Raw genomic sequence first — 26,469 nt, 5'->3', positions numbered from 1 at the left:
ATAGCAGCAATAACAAAAATATTTTGCAGTTGCAGCAAAACAGGTTGTCTTTTTTATTGTAATTCTCTAAACTTGATAAATGAAACACATTTCAAATTAAATTATGTTTGCCCTGATTGATTGCAATAATTTCTACGCATCTTGTGAGCGTCTGTTCCGCCCTGATTTGACCGATAAACCCATAGTTATCCTGTCAAGTAACGATGGCTGCGTTATTGCCCGCTCTAACGAAGCAAAAGCGTTGGGCATCCCTATGGGCGTTCCGTTTTTTCAGGTCAGAGCTTTATGCAAACAGTATAATGTTCACATCTTTTCATCCAATTTTACTTTGTATGGCGATCTGTCGCGGCGAGTGATGGCAATTATTGAAGCAGCCTGGCCTGAAACCGCGATTTATTCCATTGATGAGGCGTTCCTTGATTTAAGCACCATGCCTGCCAGTCAGCATGACGAATTTTGCCGTCAGTTGCAGAAAAAACTGTTAAAATATACCGGGATTCCGGTTTCTGTAGGGCTTGGTCCGACCAAAACGCTGGCCAAACTGGCGAATCATGTTGCGAAAAGGGAATTAAAAACGCCGGTATTTAATATTACTGAACAGCGAGAATGGTTAAATCGTGTCGCCATCGGCGATGTCTGGGGTATTGGCCGTCATTGGGGTAAGAAATTGTTGCATCAGGGCTACTATACTGCAGGTGATTTGGCGGCGGCAGATTTGTATTTGATTCGTAAGCAATATAATGTCCTGATGCAAAGGACAGTGATGGAGTTAAATGGCATATCCTGCAGTGGGCTAGGGGAGTCAGAGCCGCGGCAGAGTATTATTTCATCCAAAACATTCGGCAGCATGCAGACTGAATATACGGCTATTGAGCAGATAGTCAGCAGCCATTGCGTACGGGCTCATGAGAAATTACGCCAGCAAGAGTCTTTGGCGGGTTATCTGTCAGTATTTATCCGCACCAACCGTTTCCGTGCTGATTTGCCGCAATATTATCAGTCAACCGGTTGCAAACTGATTACACCAAGCGATGATTTGAGGTACCTTGTCCATAGCGCCAAATTATGCCTGAAGAAACTGTTTCGCAGCGGTTTTCATTATTATAAAGCGGGCATTCAGCTGGATTTTCTGACCGATAAACGTAACCGGCAATTTGATCTGTTTCATCAGGCCAGCATGGAGGAAATGAATAAAACCGAACGCCTGATGTGCCTGTTGGATAGTGTAAATAAAAAATATGGCCGCCATGCCTTGCATCTGGCAGCAGAGGGGTTCAGCCACCCGTGGGGAGCGCGTGCTGAATTACGCTCCCCGTGTTATACCACCAAATGGTCTGATCTGAGGCGGGTCAGGCTGGGCTGAGGAAGGAGTGTTGGGCTTCATCGCCCAACACTCCTTCCGTGCGAGGTTTTTTCTGTCTGGAGCCAAAAAAGCTATCTTCTGCAACCCTTTTTTCTGCTTTCGCAGCGCGAGGGATAAAAAGATACGCCGGAGTGCCATCCAGGCCATTATTAAAACCGAATTTGGTCGGGTGGCAATCTTCTTTATTGTTAACCTGAGAGGTTATGCTGAACTCTTGTAAAACCTTGAAAATCACATACCACGCTTCCGCCCAGGTAAATGTCAGCCCCCGACAAACGCGCTCATGGCCGCCGAATGTTGCCAGCGGATTTAAATCCCTATGTTCGCCGACATTTTTCTCAGGATTAAATTCTTTCGCAAAGGGTCCCCATTCTGAGGAAAGATTGGCCTGCCAGGTGGTGTAATGTAAATCTGTGCCTTTGGCAACAAAAAAAGATTGGCCTTTATAAGTGACTACAAAATCGTCAAGCGCTTTACCAGGCTGGGCAAAGATTGTGGTATAATGGCGGGCGATTTCTTTGAGCAGGTTATCAAAGTTGGTACGGCGGACTTTGGGGTCTGGGGCGTTCAGATAATCAGAGTCGATATATTTTTTCTTAATCTCATCACGTCCAAGCTCAACAAAGCAATGGTCGAGGAATTTTTTGATATTATCGCCGCCGGCAAATATCAGTGAGATAATGATCTGTCGTTGTATTTGCCGTATTTCGCAATTAATTTCATCCTCGCTATAATCAGGATGGTTTTTCTTGAGCACAGCGCTAATCTGATCAAAATACTTTTTATCCAGATAGTGAAATTGATCCCTTTCCATAATTAAATCGATATCCGAACCCAATATTTCTTCCGCTTTGCTTCTTAGCGCTTCGGTGTCGCTATAGGGATCCATAATGCATTTGAATGCCATATCCGACACCACTTCAATTTTTTTCGCCAGTTTCTCGACCCACTCTTTAGGCCAATTATCTTCTTCACGAACGCCATCAGGCGGCGGGTAAAAGCCTTTTAAAAAAATAGAGAGGGAATAAGTCAGAAAATCGGGGGTATAAAATTCTTTTTTTTGGGCCTGAACACGAAACTGTTTCAGCAATTGTTCCGTTTCATCCTTAACAATATTGACGAAGCGTTGTTTAAACGGATTATTCTGATATTTATTCGTGTCGATAGATTGTATGGTCAGGGTTTCAATCATTTGTTGGGTGAACAAAGAGTGAATATCATGCGGCGCGCTTAATATTCCCATTCCTATGGCTTTAAGGACGGAATCAAAAGCTCGTCCGCCGCTGATTCTGGGAACTTCCGGATTATCAATGTAATATTGCTCGCTGGTGTTTTCAGCTCTTGGGATTCTGCGCAGGGCATCCAGTATTACCGGATTGCCAAAAGCTATCACATTCTGGGTAAGATGGATATCGAGTTCGGCCAGGGCTTTGGTAAGGGGGATGCCTTTGACAATCGCATTAACCAGAGTAGCATAGAGCTTTTTGACTGGAATATTAGGCGTAAACATCGGCAGCAACAGGACTTCCAGGGTGTCGGCAGGCAATTTATCATATTGCGCCATTAAAAAATTATGAAAGGCATTGGGATCAGTGCCGCCGCTGAATCGCGTGACCAGTTGATAAGTATTGGCAATACCCTGAATAAACCCTGTCATCAGCGAAAACGCTTTACTAATCAAGCCGGCATTAGGCATATCCTGTGCGGATACTTTGAAAACCTGGGCTTTTTCACGCATCTTGTCTATAGTCTGAACCATTTTATCTTTCCAATGTTAACCCTGGGGATATAAAATATAGTTCAATAAATCAAAAAAAACGTAGGTTGGGCTGTAAAGCCCAACACAGCTTTGAACAGGTCAATCTACACCCCATGCGGTTTAATCCAGCCCAGGCTAAACGCAATAAAAAGAAAAATAAATAACAATAGTGATAGCCCAATCCGTACCGTCAACGCCTTGACCGTTCGTTTGGTATCCCCAGTATCACGTACCAGAAAAAGAAGGCTGCTGCCCAAAGCAACCAGGATAATTAACATGACGGTAATGATGATAGCCTTGGCTAACATTTGGTATACTCCTTGAAAAGAGGGGAGAAAAAATAATGCCCAGTTTAACCTGTTTTCAACGCCGTTTCACGCTCTCATGGCAAAAGTTGCTGCTTGCGCTATTGGCTATGGGGATTTTATCCGGCTTGGGCCAATGGCAACTTAAGCGTGCCGAGCAAAAAAAACAAATGCTTGTAGCCGCTGCCCAAGCGTCGGCGGATAAAGATCGCGCCTGGCGAAGCCATATGGCATTGCCGAAGCAGTATCAATCAATCCGCGTTCAGGGTGTTTATCTCGATACCTTGATTTTATTGGATAATCAGCATTATCAGCATCAGTTTGGTTATGATGTGATTACACCGCTACTGCTTGATAATGACAAAATTATCCTGGTCGACCGCGGCTGGGTGCCAGGCAGTCGAACCCGTGCGGAACTGCCGGTAGTGGATACGCCGGTGCAAAAGGTTACCGTTAAAGGATACGCCTATTTTCCTTCTGATAAAAACTGGGTGCTTGGGCAGGTTATCGAGGAAAAAAGCGAAAATACCTTTGTTGTCGAACAAATGGATACCCTGTTAATGAGTAAATTTTTGCATAAATCAGTCTATCCGTTTATCATTCGCCTGAATAAGGACGAAGCAAACGGTTATATCAGAGATTGGCCCATCGTTGCCATGCCGCCAGAGCGGCACTATGCCTATGCCATGCAGTGGTTTGCAATGGCGCTGGTGGTTCTTGTGATTTTTATAGGTTTAAGTTTTAAGAAAGCTGATGAAGAAAATAAATCGTAATTATATTGCCTTACTGGCGCTCGCCCTGGTATTTGCCGCACCTGGCATTGCTGCCTGGTTGTTTTATACCCATCCGCAATGGTTGACTGCTACAGCAACCAACAAGGGGACTTTAATTAATCCGCCGCAGCATCTCGTCGAATTGGCCGGCAAATCAAAATGGCGGCTGATTCTCTGGAATCCGGGGCCCTGTGAAGAATCATGCAAGAGCCAACTGGATAAGCTGGCTCGAATTCGCCTTGCCTTGGGCAGACGCTTATACGACATCAATCAAGCGTTGGCGACTGGAACAGATCAGCAATTACCAGTTGATTTGATGAAACAATTAAATGAAATGGGTATAAATGTGTTATTCTTGCACCAGGAAAATTACACAAGTTTAAATAATTCACCGCGGGTATTTATCGCAAACCCAGATAATTACCTGGTGCTGTCTTATTCTGTGGACGCAAAGCCAGGAGATATTTTTCATGATATCAAACTCCTGCTTGGTTCGGATGGTAACAACAAGAGCAATTGATACAAATGCAATCAAATAAAATACGTTATGCAATTACTATTGCCATGGTACTTGCTTTATTTGTCGTTATGCTAGGCGCATATACCCGCTTAACTGATGCTGGTCTGGGCTGTCCGGACTGGCCAGGATGTTATGGCCATATGGTATTGCCGGAAGCAGGAAAAGCACGGGATATCGCTCAGAGCAATTATCCGGATATCCCGGTCGAAGCGCGTAAAGCGTGGACGGAAATGGCGCATCGATATGCTGCGGGTACCCTGGGCCTGTTAATATTTTTTATTGGAATAACAGCGATCTGGCGGCGTCGAATTGATAAGACAGTTCCCTGGAAATTGCCTGTTGTTCTTATGCTGCTGGTATTGTTTCAGGCTGCGCTCGGGATGTGGACTGTCACCATGAAGCTGCTGCCGGTGGTTGTGATGAGCCATTTATTAGGCGGTATCCTGATTTTCTCCTGCTTAAACCGTTTACATATGCAGGCAGCGGGTGTGCAGCCTGCCGAGTTACCCAAATGGCGTTTCTGGGTAATCCTTGGCGCTGTGATTGTTTTTTGCCAGATCGCTTTGGGCGGCTGGGTTAGCGCGAATTATGCCGGCATTGCCTGTATTGGTTTTCCGCAATGTAATGGCCAGTGGTTGCCGGCATTGCATTTTTCCAAAGGATTTAACCTGTTCTCGCAGGCAGGCGCCAATTACCAGGGCGGCGTACTGGATAATGAAGTACGGATGACGATTCAGTTTATCCACCGCCTTGGCGCTGTTATTACTGCGAGCTATGTCCTGATTCTGAGCGCTCTGCTTGCGTCTTATGTCAACAACAAAACCGTCAGGCTGGCGGCTTCGGTTGCTGGCATCCTTGTTCTTGCGCAGTTTGGCCTTGGTATTCTGAACGTTGTTTATCTGTTGCCGTTAAAAGTTGCGGTTGCCCACAATGGTATTGCCGCTCTTTTATTTGCAACCATGTTAATGCTGGTCTATCTGACTGGCCGAGGAAACAGTGATGTCAAGTGATGTAATGTTTCAGCCCGCTATGTGGCGTGATTATCTTGAACTCTGCAAGCCGCGTGTCGTTGCTTTGATGCTGCTGACAGTGGTTGTCGGTATGTATCTGGCTGTTCCAGGCTGGGTACCGGTGCAGACGCTGGTTGCTGCCTTGCTGGGCATTGGTTGCTGCGCAAGCAGTGCGGCTGCGATTAACCATCTGGTGGATAAGCGCATTGACGCCATTATGGCGCGAACCAGCAAAAGGCCGGTTGCCAGAGGCCGGGTATCGGTCAGACAGGCTATTCTTTTTGCCGCTATTCTGGGCGTGACGGGGCTTTGGATCTTAACCTGCTGGGTTAACGCGCTAACCGCGGCCCTGACTTTCATCACCTTAATTGGCTATGCCGGCATTTACACCGGGTATCTGAAGCGGGCAACACCGCAAAATATCGTGATTGGCGGTTTAGCGGGTGCTGCGCCTCCGTTACTGGGCTGGACTGCAGTGACTGGCCACTTTGATCCCCAGGCGTTGTTACTGGTACTGATTATTTTTACCTGGACGCCGCCGCACTTCTGGGCTTTAGCCATTTACCGCTTTGAAGAATATCGCAACGCCGAAATCCCTATGCTGCCGGTTACGCATGGTATAGCGTTTACCAAGCTGCATGTATTGCTTTACACCATCCTGCTCCTGGTTGTCAGTGTCTTGCCCTTTGTTATCGGCATGAGCGGCTGGATTTACCTGATTGGCGCTCTGGCGTTGGGAGTCCGTTTTCTGTACTGGGCGGTTGCTCTGTATCGAACGAATAAGCCGGTTATCGCAATGCGTACATTTCGTTTTTCGATTGTCTATTTAATGTTGTTATTTGTTGTTCTTTTAATTGATCATTACCTGTGAGGATTAACATGCCTGCTAAAAAAAGTCGGATTGCGCTGACAGTTACCTTATTACTAGCTTTTGCAGCCCTGGTAACCGGGATATTTGTATCTCAGCATATGAATGGCCGTAAAACCATTGATGTCAGCAAATTCCATGGAACATTGCTGCAGCAACCCCGTGAAATTCAGCAATTTTCACTGACCGGTACTGATGAGGCGGTATTTGATAATCAGAGTATGAAAGGGCAATGGACAATGATCTTTTTTGGTTTTACCAACTGCGGCTATCTCTGCCCGACCACGATGGGCGAATTGGCGAAAATGTATCGTCAACTGGAGCAGAAAGGGGTAAATCCATTACCGCGGGTTGTCATGATTTCAATTGATCCTGATCGCGACAATACCGAGAAACTCAAAAATTACGTAACCAGCTTTGATTCACATTTTTACGGTGCGCGCGGCAATATGGATAAAATTCATGAAATGACGCACGAGATGGGAATAGCATATAGCATCCAGACTGCTGATAAAACTAATGGCAACTATGATATTCAGCACAGCGGTGCCGTAATGTTGTTTAATCCACAAGGCGAACTAGCCGCTTTCTTCACGACTCCGCATAAAGCCGACCAGTTGGCGGAAGATTACCAGTTATTGGTGAATTAAACTAAACTGTAATTTTGGGGCACTGCTGCCCTGCACGGATGGTTTAACATGCTCCGGAGCGGCATCAGGTTGCCCAATCATCTGATAGGGTAAAAATTAAAAAAGCAAAATTTGGGAATCGCACGATATGAAAATTGCCATACTGGCCACTAATCCTGATTTATATTCGCATCAGCGTTTAAAAGCTGCTGGTGAGGAAGCGGGTCATGAAGTAAGTATTATTAACCCGTTATACTGCTACATGAATGTGGCTGCTTCAAGCCCCAGCGTCCATTATCGCGGCGGCAGGCAATTGCCAAAATATGATGCGGTAATCCCGCGCATTGGCGCTTCGATAACCTATTATGGCACGGCGGTTCTCAGGCATATGGAAACCATGGGGATGTACGCCCTTAACGAGTCGATAGCGATTTCGCGCTCCCGTGACAAGTTCCGATCCTTACAACTGCTGGCACGTAAAGGTATCCCGATGCCATTAACAAGCTTTGCGCAATCGCCGGATGACACTGAAGATTTAATCCGTATGGTAGGCGGTGCGCCGTTGGTGATTAAATTATTGGAAGGTACTCAGGGTAAAGGCGTTATCCTGGCTGATAGCCATCAATCGGCGGTAAGCATTATTAACGCGTTTAAAGAAATGTCCGCCAATATTCTGGTACAGGAATTCATTGAAGAATCACGCGGTACAGATATCCGTTGTTTTGTAATTGGCGATAAAGTGGTCGCAGCAATCAAACGGCAAGCGAAAGAAGGCGAGTTCAGAGCAAACGTTCACCAGGGCGGTAAAGCAATAAAAGTTACCCTGTCCCCACAGGAACGCGCGATAGCAGTCAGCGCTGCTAAAACCATGGGATTAAAAGTGGCTGGCGTAGACCTGATTCGCTCAAACCACGGCCCATTGGTCCTTGAAATCAATTCCTCCCCAGGATTTGAAGGCGTTGAAAAAGCCACGAATGTGAATATCGCCGGTAAAATTATTCAATACATTGAAAAACACGCGAAACCAAAAGGTTTGAACCAGCGTTTTCAGGGATAACAAGGAAATTGTCATCCATCAAACAAGGTAAGAAGCCAACTTGAGAAATGGATTCCCGCCTTCGCGGGAATGACAGTATCTTTAACTTAATGGCAGTGAGGGTTGGAGAGAGGTGCAAATTAATCTGTCCTTTAATCTCCCTCTCCCGTATCGGGAGAGGGTTGGGGAGAGGGCAAATTAGTTCGCCTTTTTCCTACGTTGTTTCACTTCACTTTTTCCGATTAACCACTCTGGATTGACTTCCAGCTCATCAGCAAGTAATTCCAGAATTTTTTCATCAGGAATAGAAATTCCATTTAAAATCGCTTCTGCTTTAAAACGCGGGATGCGAAGCAGCTTGGCAAAAACTTCCACTCGCTCCTGACTTAACAGAGGCACACCAATACTATCAAGCTCGCGATTGAGCCGCTCTGAAAATTGTCTGTATGCCATAGGTGCCTCAGATAAATTTGTTTGTTTCTTTTTCTATAGCATAGAATTAGTCTTTTGCAAGTAAAACTCCAATTTTCAGCTACATAACAACTGATAATCGCGCTCATAAAACCCGTAGTGATTAATAAAGTTTTAATTTATTAATCATAATTATGCTATATTGTGATTAATAAATAGTAAGGTTATTCCTCTGATTAAGGAGACTGCAGTGGAATCATTAATTCCCCTTGGGCTATTGGCTGTTTTCGCTATAGTATTTGTAATGGCTGGCGTGAAAATTGTTCCCCAGTCAGAGGAGTGGACGGTTGAGCGTTTTGGGCGTTATACCCACACCTTACATCCTGGCCTGGGGCTGATTGTTCCGTTTATCGATCGCGTTACCTATAAAATCAATATGCGTGAGCGTGTGCTTGATATTCCGCCGCAGGAAGTCATTTCAGCTGATAATGCCATGGTAACTATCGATGCGGTTTGTTTCTTTCAAATTATTGATCCGGCCAAGTCTGCTTATCAGGTTGACAATCTTGAACATGCGATCCGGAATCTGACGATGACTAATATCCGTACGGTACTGGGGTCGCTTGAACTGGACGGAATGTTAAGCCAGCGTGATGATATCAATAATAAACTGATGCATGTTGTCGATGCGGCAACTAATCCATGGGGGATTAAAGTGACGCGCATTGAAATTCGCGACATCCGCCCGCCGCAGGATCTGGTTGAAGCCATGGCCAACCAGATGAAAGCCGAACGTGACAAACGGGCGGCGATCCTGGCTGCTGAAGGGCATCGACAGGCTGAAATTTTGCGTGCCGAAGGAGACAAACAGGGGCAAATCCTGCGGGCGGAAGCTGATAAACAGGAAGCATTTCTGGAAGCTGAAGCGCGGGAACGAACCGCACAAGCTGAGGCTAATGCAACTCGCATGGTTTCAGAAGCAATTGCTTCCGGCGATCTGAATGCAATTAATTATTTCGTTGCTGAAAAATACGTCGAAGCGCTCAAAACTATCGGCTCTGCCCAAAATAGCAAGCTGGTTATGATTCCGGTTGAAGCAAGCGGCATTATCGGCGCATTAAGCGGTGTAACAGATTTGCTGAACAAGGTTAATCCTGCAAGCGGTAAGGAAAAAGCATGAGTTGGCTGCTATATTGGCATTGGTTTGCCTTCGGGCTGATTCTGGTTATCGCTGAAAGCCTCGGTGCCGCCGGATTTCTGTTAGGGCTTGGCATGGCCGCGATGACAACTGGGGTAATAAGCGTGTTATTTGCGATAACCTGGCAATGGCAGCTGGTATGGTTTTCAATATTCTGCATCGTATTTTCTATAATCTGGTGGTATTGGCTTAAGCAACGCACGGCGGCTAAACCAACGTTGATTAATAAACCGCTAGAAACATTAATGGGCAGAACATTTACGCTTACCGAGGCAATTGAAGATGGCCACGGTAAAATCAGAGTCAATGATAGCAACTGGCAAGTCTCGGGTCCTGAATTACCGGCAGGAACGAAGGTAAAAGTGGTTGCTATTGAGAATGGTTCGATACCGGTGGTTGAGCCAGTCCACAAATCTGAATAAGGGCATTAACCCAATCAGGCGATTCATTAAGGCAGGGGATGAGCGTTAATTCTTCCCCGCCGGCAGACAGCCATTGCTCACGGCCCCGTATGCCAATTTCTTCAAGTGTTTCCAGACAATCCGCAACAAAAGAAGGACAGGCTACTGCCAGACGTTTAACACCCTGTGCAGCCAATTGAGCGAATACCAGATCAGTATAAGGTTTTATCCAGGGTGTTTTACCAAGGCGCGATTGAAACGAAACACCATATTGTTGCTCAGATAAACCTAATACTTGCGCCAATGCTCGACTGGTCTGATAACATTGTGCGCGGTAACAGTCGGGGTTTACAAGTGGTTCCGGACAACTGCCTGCACAAATTGATTGACAGCCCGCATTATGCAAATGCCTTTCCGGAATACCATGATAGCTGAGCAATAAATAATCCTGGTTAGCCAAATAAGGTTTAATCGAATTGGCAAGCGCTTTAATAAAGCCTGGATGTTGATAAAAATCCCGGATTAACTGTACTGAAGGCTGAACAGGATTTTGTGCAATTAGGGTAAGTATTTTTTCAATGGATGAACCGGTTGCTGCCGATGAATACTGCGGATAAAGCGGTAATATGGTAATGGTTTCGCAATCAGCCAGTTCGCCAAGCGCGTCAGCAAGCGACGGATTACCATAACGCATGCCTATGCTGACAATATAATTGTCGCCTAAGCGTTGTTGCAATTCCTGTTTCAGCTTTTGGCTATGGATAAGTAACGGCGACCCCTGTTCCTGCCAGATTGTCTGATAAGCATGGGCGGATTGCCGAGGCCGGAAAGGCAGAATAAATCCATACAACAGGATGTATCTGACAATTGCTGGTAAATCAATAACTCGTCTGTCGGCCAGAAACTCCGCCAGGTATTTACGGACAGCTGAAATACTGTAATTGTCAGGCGTTCCCAGATTGATGAGCAGCAGCCCTTTCTTCATCGCTGTCTACCTTATTTAAAAACTGCTAATATAAGCGATCAGAGGCTGCTACTGCAAATAAAGAACCCGTCACTCCCACCGGCGCGGGGATGACATTGAAACTGCTTTAATTACGTCTGATGTGACGTAAAAAGTCACTGATTCCATTACTCGCTGTTTTTTCACCCATCTGGAACAGGGTAAAACAATCCAGTTTTCTCTTAATCGAGGCAATATAACGTTCAATCGTTTTACGGCTGACGTTGTTAATTGCGGCAATCATCTCAGCTGATTTTCCCTGGTGCAGCCATCTCAGGCACTGTCTTTCATTGTCGGTTAAAAAATATTGGGAAAAATATTTAAACTGTATACTGTTCTGAGCAGAATCAGCCAGATTAATGGTTCTTGGATCTGCACTTATCAGGTTAATCGGTTTGCTTTGATTTAATTTTTCACTGCCAACGTTAATCGGGTGTTGGTAAATCTGGGCAATCTCGGTAATATTTTGTAAGCAGTCATTAAAAAAGTCGATGAAAGTATGCAGTGAGTCCAGTTTTTCCAGATAACGTTGATTAATACCGTCATCGTTTAACTGACCGCTGAAATGATAACAGTGGGTAATATCCGTATCGTGGCGGGTAATAGTAAGCGTATGCCCCTGATCAAATTCAGCCGCCATACGATACAGTTTCTCTGCTCTGGCGTCAAGATTGAGAAAATCCCAGAAATCATAGTGATATTGCTTCTTTAATTCCACAGGACGATAATGCACATCGTTGTGAGCATGATTCTGCCGCAGGTATTCTTTGGCGTAATTAAGTTTCGAACCGAGGCAATAAGCCTGGCCTTGCGCATCAATTGAGGTATAACCAAAAAAATGGACTCCCAGTTTTTGCAGGGGAGTGCACAGTTCATTTAAAACCGTGTGATTGATAATGCTAGGGTGCTGATCGACTTGAGTCGGGTTGGACATTGTTTTCTCCATAAAAAACATTTGTGACATTGTATCATACATATTGGTCAAATAAAATACCGTTGGGTTTTTTAAACATGGCAATCGCTTAGAGCTACGCAGACTAGTTGAGCAAATGAGTGTTGGGCTTCCACAGCCCAACACTCATTTTTAACATCTTACCCGTGTCCGAAGTAGGACATGATGAAAATGGTGCCATCAAGATAGAATTGTGGAAAATTCAAGTTACCAATTTTTTGTATGTCCGATATTCGAACTGCCTTTAAATAAATCATTTGGGTAGTCTATAAGCCTATTTAACTGCAGTGAGACGATATAATGAACCAAGATACATCAAAAAAAGATGCCGATAAAAAAAGAAGCTGGCCGAATTCAAGAGGCATTATTCAATACGCGAGATTACATAAACCTCATGTCGTTACAAAGCCTGAGCCGGAGCCTACAGTTGCAGAATTGTTTAAAAGCCCGCTGGCTGGAGGAAAAAGTAAGGAGTCATTCCTGGCTAAACCTGCCTATGCGCATGTTGCGCAGTTGCTAGCTGGTTTGCCATCCAACCCAACCGTTGTCGATTTAGGGATGGGAAACGGGCAATTTCTGATTGATTTAGCGGGTTTACTAGGTTTAGAGGCGGATTTAATTGGCGTATCAGCGACACCCAAGGAAATTAAATACCGCCAATGCCGAATTGCAGATATCAAGATTGTTAAAGGAGCATTACCTGATGATGACGCAATTCATAATCTTTTGATAGAAAAGCGAGAACAAGTCGATCGCATTTTTGACAGCTATGGCCCATGTACCTATGCCAAAAATCCAGTACACAGCCTGTTTATCGCTGCGCTCATGTTAAAGCCAGACGGCAAATTTTCTGCGATAAGCTCTACCAATGGGAAAGATTTTAGAACAACGGTATTCGGTTCGCTAGCAAATCGGCGCGAAATAGCAGCTTTTTTCAAAAAAGAACTGGGTATCGCGATCAGATTCCGGCCTAATTATATTAACTCTATGGTCAATCCGGGTGTAGTAAATCAGGATATGTTGATTACATTTGAAAAAACAAAATCTACTAACCATATCAATTATGTTGAGTTATGCAGAAAATTTGACAATGCAGTAGGTAACCCGCTGGCAATTGGTAAAGAGTGGTATAAATATCAGGATTTTAAAATTCAGATGTATGATTATCAGACATTCTCTTTTTGGGCAAAAGCAAACCCGAATTTGAATGTTGCGAAAGGAAATGAAGCTGGCAGTGAGTTAGGTTCTGGGAACAACGTTATTAAATAAACCAGGCCGGGTTGTTCTAATCCGGCAACAAGGATGTCTTTAAAAGACCTCATTAACTGCTTGTAATATCTTCCCGCTCTCGCGGGAAGATATAATGCCTTAACTTCCAATTATTTTCTAAAGACCAACAAAGACCAGCCATCCAGCTGCTGATTATCAGTCAGTTCAAACAAATTACGGTATTCTTCTGCAAGTTGACTTGCTTGTTCAGTCAAAATACCGGAAACAACCAATGTTCCGCCATGTTCAAGCAACTGATAAAAATCCTGCTTAAGACGGGTTAGCGGAGCAAGCAGAATATTGGCAATTATCATATCAACCGGCGGTTGTAAGCTGTCCGGCAGGCCAAGATGCAGGTTTTGGCTGCTTACAGAATTACTGTCGGCATTGTTCTGAGTGGCAATTAACGCTTGCGGGTCAATGTCTATCGCCTGGACATGGCGGGCACCCAGTTTCAGCGCCGCAAGTGCAAGAATTCCTGATCCACAGCCATAATCAATCAGAGTTTTATCAGCCAAATCTGCCTGATCCAGCCAATTAAGGCACAGGCTTGTTGTTGGATGCGTACCAGTACCAAAGGCTAGGCCCGGATCGAGAATCAAATTAACAGCGTCTGGCTCGGGGGGAGTCGTCCAGGATGGGCAAATCCATAGCCGCTTACCAAAGCGCTGCGGCTTGAAATCATCCATCCAGGCTCGTTCCCAATCCTGATCCGGCAATTCCTCAAGCCGATATTGCAAATCAGGATACCGGGCGCCGAATTGCTGCTTGACCTGATTGGCATGATTTTCATCATCGAATAGCGCGTTGATAATGACATCAGGCCACAAGGGAGTAGTACCTGGCTCAGGCTCCAGTACCGGATCATCGTTTTTATCGGTCAAGGTAATAGACAATGCGCCGGCTTCTTCCAACTCTTCGCTTAACCGGTCAATATCATCGCGGTGACACTGTTCAATTTGTAACTGATACCACACAACTTATTCCTTCAATATTTTTTCTAAATAGTGAATATTGGTGCCGCCCTGCATAAATGACTTGTCGCGCAGGATACGCTGATGCAGCTCAATATTGGTTTTAATGCCGTCAATAATCACTTCATCCAGTGCATTACGCATTCTGCCAAACGCTTCGGCACGGGTTTCACCGTAACTGATTAATTTACCAATCATGGAATCATAATTAGGCGGAACGGTATAACTGCTATAGATATGCGAATCAAAACGAATACCAGGGCCGCCAGGTTGATGCAGCAGGCGGATAGTGCCTGGGCAAGGCATGAACGTTTTGGCGTCTTCGGCATTAATCCGACACTCAAGCGCATGGCCATGCAGTTTGATATCTTCCTGTTTAAGCGTAAACGGCATATCGCTGGCGATTTTGATTTGCTCTTTGACCAAATCGACTCCGGTAATCATTTCAGTAACCGGGTGTTCTACCTGAATACGAGTATTCATTTCAATGAAATAGAAACAGCCATCCTGATAAAGAAACTCAAACGTACCGGCACCACGGTATTTTAATTCACGGCAGGCATTAACTACGCGTTGTCCGATTTCCTGGCGCTGTTCTTCCGTAATACCCGGAGCCGGCGCTTCTTCCAGTACTTTCTGATGCCGGCGCTGCATAGAACAGTCACGTTCGCCCAGATGAATAGCATGGCCTTTACCGTCGCCTAAAACCTGAAATTCAATATGCCGCGGGTTTTCAAGGAATTTTTCCATGTAAACCACAGGGTTGTTAAACGCCGCTTTGGCTTCGCTTCGAGTCAGTGCAATTGCGTTGAGCAGGTTCGATTCGGTGTGAACGACACGCATGCCGCGTCCACCGCCGCCGCCCGCTGCTTTAATAATAACCGGATAACCAATTTCCCGGCCTAAGCGCAGGTTATGTTCATCTTCATCAGGGAGCGGACCATCTGAACCTGGGACGCAGGGAACACCGGCTTTTTTCATGGCGGCAATGGCGGATACTTTATCACCCATCAGGCGAATTGTGTCGCCGCGCGGCCCAATGAAGACAAAACCGCTTTGTTCAACAATATCGGCAAAATCAGCATTTTCTGACAGAAAGCCATAACCGGGGTGAATTGCGACAGCGTCGGTAATTTCGGCCGCGGAAATGATTGCCGGTATATTGAGATAGCTTTTCTGGGAATTGGCCGGGCCAATACACACTGTCTCATCTGCCAGGCGGACATGGAGCAAATCCTTGTCAACATCGGAATGGACCGCGACAGTCTGAATTCCCAGCTCTTTACACGCACGTAAAATCCGCAGGGCAATTTCCCCGCGATTGGCGATAACAATTTTATTCAGCATGAATAAACCCCTTATTCAATAACAAACAAGGCCTGGTCGTACTCAACCGGATCACCATTCGCTACCAATATAGCGGCAATTTTGCCTGCTCTGTCGGCTTCAATTTCATTAAACATTTTCATTGCCTCGATAATACAAAGCGTGTCGCCTGCTTTAACGCTCTGGCCAATGGTGACAAAAGGCGCTGAGTCAGGGGACGGCGAAGTATACATCGTGCCAACCATGGGCGAACGGACTTTATGACCGGCGACCAGTTCTTCCTTTTTGTTGTCAGTTGCGGGCGCCAATGAAGGAGCAGGCGCTGCGGCCGGAGCCATGGGCGCAGGAGGCGCGGCATAGCGCACCGCATGCTGCATAGGCTCTGCGTGGTGGGTATAACGGCTCAGGCGTACTGATTCTTCGCCTTCTTTGATTTCAATTTCCGAAATGCCGGTTTCATCTAATAATTCAATTAATTTTTTAATCTTGCGAATGTCCATTGATAATAACTCTCTTTAATTAAATTCAATGATAGCCTGGAGCGCCAATGAATAACTCATGACGCCAAAACCGCTGATCACGCCTAATGCCAGATCAGAGAAATAGGATTGATGCCGGAATGATTCACGGGCATGAATGTTAGTAATATGTACTTCAATAAACGGAATTGCCGCCGCTGCAAGCGCATCACGGAGGGCAATGCTGGTGTGAGTAAAAGCCGCCGGATTAATGATGATGTAATTAACATCTTCATCCGCCGCGCGATGAATCGCTTCAATCAGCTTTTCCTCACTATTGCTTTGTAAGCAGGATAGAGCACAATTGGCGTTAGCTGCCTGCAATTGCAATGACTGATCCAGGTCAGTCAGGGTCGTTAAACCATAGACAGCAGGCTCCCTGACGCCAAGCCGGTTGAGATTGGGGCCGTGTAAAACCAGAATTTTTTTCATATTGACTAAATTTAGCTAAATTGCTGCGATTCTGCCTGAACTTTGCAATAATGTCCAGAACCTCGATGATATCGGCATGATGCCGGCATGTTTCCCGCTATATTGTTTCAAGCAGGAATATGCTATCGTTACCTTAATAATCAATGCCATTAAGTTAGGGAGACTGTCATTCCCGCGTAGGCGGAATCCATTTCTCAGGTTGGCTCCTTACCTTGTTTGAGAGATGGATCCCCGCCTTTGCGGGGATGACAAATCTTCTTAATTTAATGGCAGTGACCCTAATAATAGTCATAGTTATTTAATTTTACAGGGAGAGTGAATGGCGGTTACTTATATTACTGACGTCACGTTACGGGATGCTCACCAATGTCTGATTGCCACTCGTTTGCGGACGGAAGATATGCTCCCCATTACTGCCCGGATGAACAGGATTGGTTACTGGGCGATGGAAGTCTGGGGCGGCGCGACCTTTGACGCTTGTCTGCGGTTTTTAAAGGAAGATCCCTGGCAACGATTGAGATTGTTGCGTGAAGCCTTGCCCGATACCCGTTTATCCATGCTGTTACGTGGTCAGAATTTGTTAGGGTATCGTCATTATGCCGATGATGTCGTGCAGACTTTCGTCAAACTCGCTGCCAGTAATGGCGTTGATGTATTCCGTATTTTCGATGCGTTAAACGATGTCCGTAATTTAAAAATGGCAATCGAGGCGGTAAAAAAGCATAAAAAACATGCCCAGGGCACAATCTGTTATACCACCAGTCCTGTGCATACGCTGGCAAATTTTGTTGAGCTTGGGATTGAACTGGCTGAAATGGGGTGTGACAGCATTGCGATTAAAGATATGGCAGGCTTGTTGACTCCGGCCGTGACGGTTGAACTTTATCAGGGGCTGGCGGCGGCAACCGGGCTGCCGGTTCACTTGCATAGCCATGCTACCTCTGGTCTGGCGCCTATGTGTCATTATCAGGCTGTCCTGGCTGGTTGTCAGCATATTGATACTGCAATTTCTTCCTTTTCCGGCGGCGCCTCTCATCCGGCAACTGAATCGCTGGTGGCAGCGCTTGCTGGAACAGATTACGATACCGGACTGGATTTGAATGCCTTACTTGAAATTGCCGATTATTTTCAGCAAGTACGCAAAAAGTATCGCCAATTTGAAAGCGAAGCGCGTGATATTGATCCGCGGGTACAGCTCTATCAAATCCCCGGCGGCATGATTTCGAATCTTTATAACCAGCTTAAAGAACAAAATGCGCTCGACAGGCTTGATAAAGTGCATCTTGAAATTCCACGGGTACGTAAAGACTTGGGTTATCCGCCGCTGGTTACCCCCACTTCCCAGATTGTCGGTACCCAGGCAGTAATCAATGTGTTAACAGGCGAGCGTTATAAAACGATTACCAATGAGGTCAAGCTTTATTGCCAGGGCAAATACGGTGCTGCGCCGGGCAAAATCAGTGCAAGCTTGCGTAAAAAAGCGATTGGACGTACAGAGGTAATTGACGTTCGGCCAGCGGATTTACTGCCGCTGGAAATTAAGAAATTGCGCCGTGAAGCAGGCGAGCTCGCCAAAAACGACGAAGATGTATTGACGCTTGCGATGTTTCCGGAAATCGGCCAACAGTTCCTTGTTGAGCGTGAGCAAAACACGCTGATTCCAGAACCTTTATTACCACCTGAACATTCAGCCGGGGAAGAGCGGTTATCTGAATTCGACATTGCCTTGCATGGTGAAAGCTATCACGTTAAAGTGGCTGGCTTCGGCATGCGTGAACGCGGCCAGCAGTCCTGCTTTTTGTGGGTGGACGGTGTACCGGAAGAAGTGATCATCCAGGTTGATAACGAGCAAACGCCATCAGCCCAACCAGCAGTCAAAAAAACATTAAAAGCAGGCGACATTACTGTTTCCATGCCAGGCACTATTGTGATAATCAACGTTGTAGTAGGCGATAAAGTAACGAAAGGTCAAGCGCTGTTAGTGCTTGAGGCGATGAAAATGGAAACCGAAATCCAGGCCCCGCTTGCGGGTACAGTACAGGCCATACATTGTAACAAAGGAGATAAGGTCACTCCGGCTCAGGTATTAATAGAGATCGCTTGAAAGCTGTGTTGGGCTGCACTTCGTTTAGCCCAACACTCTTTTCTACGGCTTAAGAATCTCTTAATAATTCCACCATATAATAAAACAAATTATTGATTAATACTTAAATCATGCCCACAGTCGTTTCCCAGCTTAAACAGGCGATAGATAATCAGGATGAGAATGCCGTTAAAAAAATTCTGACTGAAAATCCGGGATTGGATCTGAATGAGGTTGCTCCTAGAATTTCTGCATTGTGGTGGGCTTTAAATCCGCCCAAAGGCAAACCGTTTTCGCGTGCTATTATCACTTGTTTGTTAAACACTCAAAAAATCGATCCAACTCAACGTTATGGCCTTTTGAGGCTTGTTGATTTAATTGCCGAGGAGCCCAACTTTCCTCTCTACCAGCAAATTAAAAGCTATGAAGATCAGTATGTCAGACCGCAGGCTGCAAGAACGACAGAGCTAAGGGATTTTGTTGCAGACGATCAAAATACCCATGACAGTATTATCGTGAAAGCGGTTGATAGCAGTATCTCGGCGCTTTATCAACGTTATGGCAATTCAGCCTTTTCTGGCCAGACGATTGAAAATTTTATAAAGGGATTAAAAGCCGGGCAGGGCATAAGCGAACGGGAGATTAAAGCGGCGCAAAAAGCCTGTGCGCGGATCAAATCGCAAACTGAAGATCGCGCTTATGCGTTACCAGCTAATCAAAGAGTCGTCCTGACCAACCAACAGGTCTTAAATCTTCTCTGGCAAGCGGTTAATGATACCCGGCCGGAATCTTTTGTTTTTAATGCAGATATGTCAACTGCTGAAATTACGGCCCGTAAACGGCAGTTGGTCAAACATCTGGCAATGGCTCAAACGGAATATGGTGAAGATACGGCAGCTTGCTGGATGGGTACTCGCAACCAGATAGTCAGCAGCATGGATGCGGTTCATCGGGATGTGGCTATCGCTGAAAGTCTGCCAATCACGGAGGAATCTATCGGATATCAGTATCTGGCCTACAGTAAAAGGCAGCTTGACGAATTGGCAGCAAATGAACCGGCATTGTTTCGGGATTATGTCTATTATTATGCGCTGCGAGGATTACCGGGCGGCGCTCATGCCAATGAGCCAATACCCGCGACTGTGCAGCAATGGCTGGCTGCCGCCCATGACCAGTTTGCCCGGGAAGCTCGAGCTGAATATCTAAACGCCAAACCGGAGAAGCAGCAAATTAATCCTGTCGATTTTGATTCGCTGTTAACCCGTCTGCGGGATCCGCTTTTTATGGACGAGGATGGAGAGTTGGACCCGCAGTTAATACCTGAGTTGAAAGAGCTTGGGGGTATTTTGCTGAGATTGTTTGGCGAAGGGTTAACCTTGGGCGATAACCTCTATGGCGATGCCAAAGCCGGTCTCCAGGAAAAAATAAAGGAAATTATCAGAGGTTACTTAAGCTTGCAAACGAAAATGCAAGCATTTGTGCCGGAAATGCTTAACGATGTTGTCACGTGTTTACAAAACGCGATCGATACCGAAATTTTGAAAAAATACTTACTATCCAGCGAGAGCAGAAAGCAGTGGCAGACAGTGTTTGACTGCCTTGAGCCGGAGCATGCCGAGGCTTTGTTAAGTCAGTTAAAAATTAAATGTATTCCCTTGCTGTTGGGGCATAAACCCCTGACTGCGTTCTCCAATTTTTGGACGATTCTGACAGAGGAATTGACCGAAAAACTCGGTGTTGAAAATCAAATCGTGCAGTGGTTCCAGACGTTGCCGGCATCATTACAAGAGCGTTTTATCCAGCAACTGTTTCAAACGCATGGTTATCCTCTAACCGCGCTTTCAGAATCACTTCTTGTTAGTGAAGCTTTTGGCCTGGGATTGCAGGAAGGGTATCTTAGCTACCTTAAAAGCGGGCAGCGGATTACTATCCGGGATAAGGATTTACGCGGCATTAATTTAAGTACGCTCGATCTGACCAATATTGAACTGATTAACTGTGATTTACGGCTTACCCGATTATTTAATAATAAAACCATCACTAAGGCTCATATTGAAGAAAACCGGTTGGATGATAAATATTTGGGCCAATTAAGTATACGGGGAGATATTGAGGCTCTAAAATTTGCTATCTCGACTAAGAAAGCGCCGGAATTTTTTAATGAACAGCTAAGAGGAAGGAATGTATTTGTCCCAATGCTGATGTCGAGAGACAAGACATCATTGCAAAGGCTGGTTCCCCAGCTATTTGATTTGATGATGGAAAATCCTTCTGTTACTGCGCAACATTTCGCCCGATCTGGTTTATTGATTTATTTAGTACAAGGGTATCTCCCTGATTTGATACGTCAATTTATTGAGAGTCCAAAATGCTCAACAGGAGCATTCAGAATAAGTGAATTCCAATATTGGTATGCGCGGCCAAGGGAGGAGCAACATACTATATTGCATACCATTATATGGGAATTATACGGAAAACAGGATTTGCTCGAAAAAAACGACCTTTTGCGCATTGCTGATCTGGTATTGCAAAGTCCCCACATGAAACCAGAAATTTTACAGATTACAAATATGGGACATTATAATGTGCTTTCGTACGCGGTAAGTTGTGGTCAGAAAGAGATGGTTTTGAAAATTCTTTCTCACCCCCATTGTCGTGATAGGGCAGTCAGAGATGCATTTTACCACTGCCAGAGTGATAAGCGTTGGAATAATAAAAGCTGTTTTACTATTTTAAATATGTATCTAAATCCTCGCCCCAGCTATACGGCAATATATCAGAGAACAGAGGGCGGCGAATTAGAGAAAGCCTGTGCTTTACTGCGTGATTATACCAAAGATAACTCCGCTGCAGTGCGTTTTTTCTGCGGTCATTGGAATAGGCATTATATTAAAGAGGTTAACCAGGTTCTGCATCAGATAAAAAACGGAAAAATTTCTACCATTGAGCGGTTGATTACCGAATTACAAACAATTGATCCGGCGAATAAAGCGGGTTCTTTAGCTTCCCGGACTATGTTTATAGTCAGGGAACATAAAAAAGCGTTGCAGGCTCCAGTGGCTACGCATGAGCCATCGATAAATCCACAACCGCATTTGTAATTAAAAACGGCCAGCCTACAGAAATTGTCCTGTGCAAAGAAGCCCAACACCCCTTTTCTACGGCTTAAGAATCTGTTAATAATTCCGCCATATAATAAAACAAATTCTTAATTAATATTTAATCATGCCCGTCATCGTTTCCCAGCTTAAACAGGCGATAGATAATCAGGATGAGAATGCAGTTACAAGAATCCTGGCTGAAAATCCGGGATTGGATCTGAATAATGTTGCCCCCGGAATATCCGCCTTGTGGTGGGCGTTAAATCCGCCGAAAGGCAAATCGTTTTCGCGTACTATTATCACTTGTTTGTTAAACACTCAAAAAATCGATCCAACTCAACGTTATGGCCTTTTGAGGCTTGTTGATTTAATTGCCGAGGAGCCCAACTTTCCTATCTACCAGCAAATTAAAAGCTATGAAGATCAGTATGTCAGACCGCAGGCTGCAAGAGCGGCAGGGGCTCTAAGGGATTTTGTTATCGATGGTCAAAATACCCATGACAGTGTTATTGTAAAAGCAGTTGATAGCAGTATCTCAGCGCTTTATCAACGGTATGGCAATGCGGTTTTTTCTGGCCAAACGATTGAAAATTTTATAAAGGAACTAAAAGCCGGGCAGGGCCTAAGCGAACGGGAGATTAAAGCGGCGCAAAAAGCCTGTGCGCGGATCAAATCGCAAACTGAAGATCGTGCTTATGCGTTACCAGCTAATCAAAGAGTCGTCCTGACCAATCAGCAGGTATTAAATCTCCTCTGGCAAGCGGTTAATGATAGCCGGCCGGAATCTTTTGTTCTTAATGCCGATATGTCAACCGCCGAAATAACGGCCCGTAAACGGCAGTTGGTCAAACACCTGGCGATGGCTCAAACGGAATATGGCGAAAATAATGCAGCTTGCTGGATGGGTACCCGCAACCAGATAGTCAGCAGTATGGATGCAGTGCATCGGGATGTGGCTATCGCCGAAAGCCTGCCAATCACGGAGGAATCTATCGGATATCAGTATCTGGCCTACTGTAAAAAGCGGCTTGACGAGCTGGCCGAAAATGAACCGGCCTTGTTTCGGGATTATGTCTATTATTATTCGCTGCGAGGTTTGCCTGGCGGCGCTCATTCCGATGATCCAATCCCGGAAATTGTTCAGCAATGGCTGGTTGCCGCCCATGACCAGTTTGCCCGGGAAGCTCGGGCTGAATATCTAAGCGCCAAACCTGAGAAGCGGCAAATTGAACCGGCTAAATTTGATTCGCTGTTAGCCCGCTTGCGGGATCCGCTTTTTATGGACGAGGATGGAGAGTTGGACCCGCAGTTAATACCTGCTTTGAAAGGGCTTGGGGGTATTTTACTGAGACTGTTTGGCGAAGGGTTAACCTTGGGCGATAACCTCTATGGCGATGCCAAAGCCGGTCTCCAGGAAAAAATAAAGGAAATTATCAGTCGTTACTTGAGCTTGCAAACGACAGCGCGAGCATTTGTGCCGGAGATGTTTAACGAGGTTGTCACGTGTTTACAAGATGCGATTGATACCAAAATTTTGAAAAAATACTTATTATCCAGTGAAAGCAGAAGGTCGTGGCAAGCTGTGTTTGACTGCCTTGAACCGGGGCATTCCGAGGCTTTATTAAACCAGTTCAAAATAAAATGTATTCCCTTGCTGCTAGCGAATAAAACCCTGACTGCGTTCTCCAGTTTTTGGCCGATTCTGGCAGAGGAATTGACCGAAAAACTTGGCGTTGAAAATCAAATCGTGCAGTGGTTTCAAACGTTGCCGGCCTCATTACAAGAGCGTTTTATCCAGCATCTGTTTCAAACACATGGTTATCCTCTAACCGCGCTTTCAGAATCACTTCTTGTTAGTGAAGCTTTTGGCCTGGGATTGCAGGAAGGGTATCTTAGCTACCTTAAAAGCGGGCAGCGGATTACTATCCGGGATAAGGATTTACGCGGTATTGATTTAAGCACACTGGATCTGACCAATATTGAACTGATTAACTGTGATTTACGGCTTACCCGATTATTTAAAAATAAAACCATCACTAAGGCTCATTTCGAAGAAAACCGGTTGGATGATAAATTTCTTGCCCAATTTGGTTTGCGTGAAGATTTCGAGGCTATAAAACTTGCTATCTCGACTAAGAAAGCGCCAGAATTTGTTAATGAGGAACTACTAGGAAAGAAAATATTAGCCTATATGTTGCCAAAAATCGAGAGAACATTGCAGGAGCTGGCTCCCCCCCTGTTTGATTTGATGATGGAAAATCCTTATGTTAACGCGCAACATTTCGCCCAATCTGATTTATTGACCTATTTAGTACAAGGGCATCTCCCTGATTTGATACGTCAATTTATAGAGAGTCCAAAATGCTCAACGGAAGCATTCATGATGAGGGAATTTGTATATTGGGATAAGGTACCAGGGAAACAGCAACATACTATATTGCATACTATTATATGGAAATTGTCTGAAAAAAAGGATTTGCTTGAAAAAAGCGAGCTTTTGCGAATTGCTGATCTGGTATTGCAAAGCCCCCACATGAAACCAGAAATTTTACAGATTAAATGTCTGGGACGCTATAGCGCTCTTTCGTCCGCTGCAATTCGCGGACAGGAAGAGATAGTTTTGAAAATTCTTGCTCACCCCTACTGCCATGACAGAACAGTCATGGATGCATTGTACTGCTGCCAGAATAATAAGCGTTGGAATAATAAAAGCTGTTTTAATATTTTAAATATGTATCTAAATCCTCGCCCCAGCTATACGGCTATATATCAGAGAGCAGAGGGCAGTGATTTAGAGAAAGCCTGTGCTTTACTGCGTGATTATACCAAAGATGACTCCGCTGCAGTGCGTTTTTTCTGCGGCCATTGGAATCGGCATTATATCAAAGAGGTTAACCAGGTTCTGCATCAGATAAAAAACGGAAAAATTTCTACCATTGAGCGGTTGATTACGGTATTACAAACGATTGATCCGGCGAATAAAGCAGGTTCTTTAGCTTCCCGGACTATGTTTATTGTCAAGCATAAAAAAGCGTTGCAGGCTCCAGTGGTTACGCATGAGCAATCGATAAATCCTCAACCGCATTTGTAATCAAACCAGCATAGAGGTGTTGGGCTGTAAAGCCCATAACCGTCAAGCTAAGGAATTAAATTTCTATATTTCACAATATCGTTCGGGCTGAGGAAGCGCTTTAGCGCTGTCTCGAAGCCTGTGGTACAGTGCCACGCCTTCGAGACAAATGCTCCGCATTTTCCTCAGGCCGAACGAATATGTGCTGTAAAACCCATAGCAGGCAGTTAAGGAATTTTGTACATTTACTATTCTAATTTCCTATGTACCTGGCTTAGCTTGACGGCTATGGGCTGTAAAGCCCAACACTCACTTTCTCCAACAAGCATAAACCTGATTACATTGGCTGCGAAGCTTTAATAATCCGCTCTCTGACGCCTTCCCATTCTTTGCTTGCCGGCGGCAGCTCAATCGCAATTGCTGTTGCTGTGGATTGGTCTGCAACACGCAATTGATAATAAAGTTCGTAGGCCATTTCATCTGCATTGACTGGCAGTTGAAATCCCAGGTGATGGGAAAAATCGCGGTTTTTAGTAAAACTCAAAACATAACAGTCTGGATTTTGCTGACAGAATTGCTGTATTTGCTGGTAATCGTCAAAGCAATATAAGGGTTTTTCCGGTTGGTAATGGCTTTTGAGCTTGCCTGGAACACGGATTGCGCTATTATCAGGTGTCAGCTCACCAGTAATAATAGCCTGGATGGCGCGCTCATCAATCATGCCGGGGCGCAGAATCTGGTAATGGTCCGGATCAAGGGCTGATATAATCGTTGATTCAATGCCGACTGGACAGCGTCCGCCGTCCAGAATAAGCAAATCCTGTTCGCTAAAGCTGTACTGGACATGTTCAGCAGTAGTTGGGCTTACTTTGCCAAAGGGATTGGCTGAGGGTGCAACCAAGGGAAACGCCACTTCAGCCAGTAATGCCTGAGCAGCAGGGTGAGCCGGACAACGAATGGCAACTGTATCCTGGCCGCCGGTAACTAATGGATTAACAGCTCCAGGTTTGGCCTGAAATACCAAGGTCAGCGGGCCTGGCCAAAAGGCTGCCATTAACTGTCTGGCATAATCGGGGATAAAACTCACCCACCGATCCAGCTCCCAGTTCCGGGCCACATGCATAATTAATGGATGGTTCAGCGGCCGGTTTTTCAAGGCGTAAATTTGTCGGATGGCCTGCTCGTTTTCTGCGTTGCCAGCCAGTCCGTACACTGTTTCGGTAGGAATAGCAGTAATACCGCCGTTACGGAGTACAGTAACAGCCTGAGCAAGATCGTTAGTAATTGCTGACATAAAAAACTTTGGTTGGCAGGCATCGCAGGATGCCAAAAAATTTTACTAATTATACGATAAAATCGTCCAATATGCATTAACTGCTCCTGTGGCCGTAAATCTTTTCTTTGTGCCGGACAATTTTTTTAAAAGCTGGTCTCCGGTTTATCAAAGAGAATCCAATTAGCCAATTTA

At 45.2% G+C, this 26,469-nt stretch carries 23 protein-coding genes; 13 read left to right on the top strand and 10 right to left on the bottom strand.

The window, feature by feature from the left end:
• The first annotated feature begins 103 nt into the window (after window positions 1–103).
• Window positions 104–1,363, top strand: coding sequence for a Y-family DNA polymerase (locus ACFORL_RS09115; protein WP_382343250.1), 1,260 nt, complete (start codon window positions 104–106; stop codon window positions 1,361–1,363).
• On the opposite strand, the gene ACFORL_RS09110 is transcribed toward ACFORL_RS09115, so the two are convergent.
• Together ACFORL_RS09110 and ACFORL_RS09105 are read right to left on the bottom strand one after the other, a co-directional pair.
• The gene (locus ACFORL_RS09110) at window positions 1,350–3,122 is read right to left on the bottom strand and encodes a hypothetical protein (protein WP_382343248.1); all 1,773 of its coding nucleotides are present in this window, start codon (window positions 3,120–3,122) and stop codon (window positions 1,350–1,352) included. The genes ACFORL_RS09115 and ACFORL_RS09110 overlap by 14 nt on opposite strands.
• Window positions 3,123–3,226: 104 nt before the next feature.
• Window positions 3,227–3,430 (bottom strand): twin transmembrane helix small protein, encoded by a 204-nt coding sequence (locus tag ACFORL_RS09105; RefSeq protein WP_382343246.1) that lies wholly within the window; start codon window positions 3,428–3,430, stop codon window positions 3,227–3,229.
• Between the two features lie 35 nt (window positions 3,431–3,465).
• On the opposite strand from ACFORL_RS09105, the gene ACFORL_RS09100 reads away from it, so the two are divergent.
• From ACFORL_RS09100 to rimK, 6 genes are all read left to right on the top strand, one after another.
• Window positions 3,466–4,200: an SURF1 family protein gene (locus ACFORL_RS09100; protein ID WP_382343244.1), complete on the top strand. Its 735-nt coding sequence runs from the start codon at window positions 3,466–3,468 to the stop codon at window positions 4,198–4,200.
• Window positions 4,181–4,720, top strand: coding sequence for a hypothetical protein (locus ACFORL_RS09095; RefSeq protein WP_382343242.1), 540 nt, complete (start codon window positions 4,181–4,183; stop codon window positions 4,718–4,720). The genes ACFORL_RS09100 and ACFORL_RS09095 overlap by 20 nt, the downstream gene beginning before the upstream one ends.
• A gap of 5 nt (window positions 4,721–4,725) precedes the next feature.
• The gene (locus ACFORL_RS09090; RefSeq protein ID WP_382343241.1) at window positions 4,726–5,730 is read left to right on the top strand and encodes a COX15/CtaA family protein; all 1,005 of its coding nucleotides are present in this window, start codon (window positions 4,726–4,728) and stop codon (window positions 5,728–5,730) included.
• Window positions 5,720–6,601 (top strand): heme o synthase, encoded by an 882-nt coding sequence (cyoE, locus tag ACFORL_RS09085; protein WP_382343239.1) that lies wholly within the window; start codon window positions 5,720–5,722, stop codon window positions 6,599–6,601. The genes ACFORL_RS09090 and cyoE overlap by 11 nt, the downstream gene beginning before the upstream one ends.
• A gap of 8 nt (window positions 6,602–6,609) precedes the next feature.
• Entirely contained in the window at window positions 6,610–7,248 is a 639-nt protein-coding gene (locus tag ACFORL_RS09080) for an SCO family protein (RefSeq protein WP_382343237.1), read from the top strand.
• A gap of 127 nt (window positions 7,249–7,375) precedes the next feature.
• Window positions 7,376–8,284: a 30S ribosomal protein S6--L-glutamate ligase gene (gene rimK / locus ACFORL_RS09075; protein WP_382343235.1), complete on the top strand. Its 909-nt coding sequence runs from the start codon at window positions 7,376–7,378 to the stop codon at window positions 8,282–8,284.
• A 177-nt stretch (window positions 8,285–8,461) separates the two neighbouring features.
• Here rimK and ACFORL_RS09070 read toward each other — a convergent pair whose 3' ends face one another.
• Window positions 8,462–8,716: a hypothetical protein gene (locus ACFORL_RS09070; protein WP_382343234.1), complete on the bottom strand. Its 255-nt coding sequence runs from the start codon at window positions 8,714–8,716 to the stop codon at window positions 8,462–8,464.
• 208 nt (window positions 8,717–8,924) lie between these two features.
• On the opposite strand from ACFORL_RS09070, the gene ACFORL_RS09065 reads away from it, so the two are divergent.
• Complete coding sequence (locus tag ACFORL_RS09065; RefSeq protein ID WP_382343232.1) at window positions 8,925–9,854, top strand: SPFH domain-containing protein; 930 nt, start codon at window positions 8,925–8,927, stop codon at window positions 9,852–9,854.
• On the top strand, window positions 9,851–10,294 hold the full coding sequence (locus ACFORL_RS09060; protein ID WP_382343230.1) for an NfeD family protein: 444 nt from the start codon (window positions 9,851–9,853) through the stop codon (window positions 10,292–10,294). The genes ACFORL_RS09065 and ACFORL_RS09060 overlap by 4 nt, the downstream gene beginning before the upstream one ends.
• Here the strand turns inward: ACFORL_RS09060 and hemH are convergent.
• Both hemH and ACFORL_RS09050 read right to left on the bottom strand, forming a co-directional pair.
• Entirely contained in the window at window positions 10,242–11,258 is a 1,017-nt protein-coding gene (hemH, locus tag ACFORL_RS09055) for a ferrochelatase (RefSeq protein ID WP_382343228.1), read from the bottom strand. The two genes, ACFORL_RS09060 and hemH, sit on opposite strands and share 53 nt — an antisense overlap.
• Before the next feature lie 106 nt (window positions 11,259–11,364).
• A complete protein-coding gene (locus tag ACFORL_RS09050; protein ID WP_382343227.1) occupies window positions 11,365–12,210 on the bottom strand; it encodes a helix-turn-helix transcriptional regulator in 846 nt (281 codons plus the stop codon).
• A 318-nt stretch (window positions 12,211–12,528) separates the two neighbouring features.
• On the opposite strand from ACFORL_RS09050, the gene ACFORL_RS09045 reads away from it, so the two are divergent.
• Complete coding sequence (locus tag ACFORL_RS09045) at window positions 12,529–13,497, top strand: hypothetical protein (RefSeq protein WP_382343225.1); 969 nt, start codon at window positions 12,529–12,531, stop codon at window positions 13,495–13,497.
• A gap of 110 nt (window positions 13,498–13,607) precedes the next feature.
• Here ACFORL_RS09045 and prmA read toward each other — a convergent pair whose 3' ends face one another.
• Genes prmA through aroQ form a run of 4 tightly spaced genes read right to left on the bottom strand, consistent with a single transcriptional unit; the run spans window position 13,608 to window position 16,747 of the window.
• Window positions 13,608–14,474: a 50S ribosomal protein L11 methyltransferase gene (gene prmA, locus ACFORL_RS09040; protein ID WP_382343223.1), complete on the bottom strand. Its 867-nt coding sequence runs from the start codon at window positions 14,472–14,474 to the stop codon at window positions 13,608–13,610.
• 3 nt (window positions 14,475–14,477) lie between these two features.
• On the bottom strand, window positions 14,478–15,818 hold the full coding sequence (gene accC / locus ACFORL_RS09035) for an acetyl-CoA carboxylase biotin carboxylase subunit (protein ID WP_382343221.1): 1,341 nt from the start codon (window positions 15,816–15,818) through the stop codon (window positions 14,478–14,480).
• An 11-nt stretch (window positions 15,819–15,829) separates the two neighbouring features.
• Window positions 15,830–16,297: an acetyl-CoA carboxylase biotin carboxyl carrier protein gene (accB, locus tag ACFORL_RS09030; protein ID WP_382343219.1), complete on the bottom strand. Its 468-nt coding sequence runs from the start codon at window positions 16,295–16,297 to the stop codon at window positions 15,830–15,832.
• 15 nt (window positions 16,298–16,312) lie between these two features.
• Complete coding sequence (gene aroQ / locus ACFORL_RS09025; protein ID WP_382343218.1) at window positions 16,313–16,747, bottom strand: type II 3-dehydroquinate dehydratase; 435 nt, start codon at window positions 16,745–16,747, stop codon at window positions 16,313–16,315.
• 319 nt (window positions 16,748–17,066) lie between these two features.
• Here aroQ and oadA point away from each other — a divergent pair, with 319 nt between their 5' ends.
• The 3 genes from oadA to ACFORL_RS09010 all read left to right on the top strand — a co-directional run bounded on the left by oadA (window position 17,067) and on the right by ACFORL_RS09010 (window position 25,022).
• Window positions 17,067–18,851, top strand: a complete 1,785-nt coding sequence (gene oadA, locus ACFORL_RS09020; protein WP_382343216.1) for a sodium-extruding oxaloacetate decarboxylase subunit alpha — start codon at window positions 17,067–17,069, stop codon at window positions 18,849–18,851.
• A 110-nt stretch (window positions 18,852–18,961) separates the two neighbouring features.
• The gene (locus tag ACFORL_RS09015; protein WP_382343214.1) at window positions 18,962–21,931 is read left to right on the top strand and encodes a DUF5617 domain-containing protein; all 2,970 of its coding nucleotides are present in this window, start codon (window positions 18,962–18,964) and stop codon (window positions 21,929–21,931) included.
• 124 nt (window positions 21,932–22,055) lie between these two features.
• Window positions 22,056–25,022, top strand: a complete 2,967-nt coding sequence (locus ACFORL_RS09010) for a DUF5617 domain-containing protein (protein WP_382343213.1) — start codon at window positions 22,056–22,058, stop codon at window positions 25,020–25,022.
• Between the two features lie 316 nt (window positions 25,023–25,338).
• Here ACFORL_RS09010 and ACFORL_RS09005 read toward each other — a convergent pair whose 3' ends face one another.
• Entirely contained in the window at window positions 25,339–26,295 is a 957-nt protein-coding gene (locus tag ACFORL_RS09005; protein WP_382343211.1) for an L-threonylcarbamoyladenylate synthase, read from the bottom strand.
• Window positions 26,296–26,469 lie beyond the last annotated feature (174 nt).

The sequence above is a fragment of the Legionella dresdenensis genome (assembly GCF_042649825.1).
In the GTDB taxonomy this organism is placed as follows: Bacteria; Pseudomonadota; Gammaproteobacteria; order Legionellales; family Legionellaceae; genus Legionella_C; species Legionella_C dresdenensis.
Note: the sequence above shows the minus strand (reverse complement) of the source record. Positions and strands in the feature narration are given on the sequence as shown.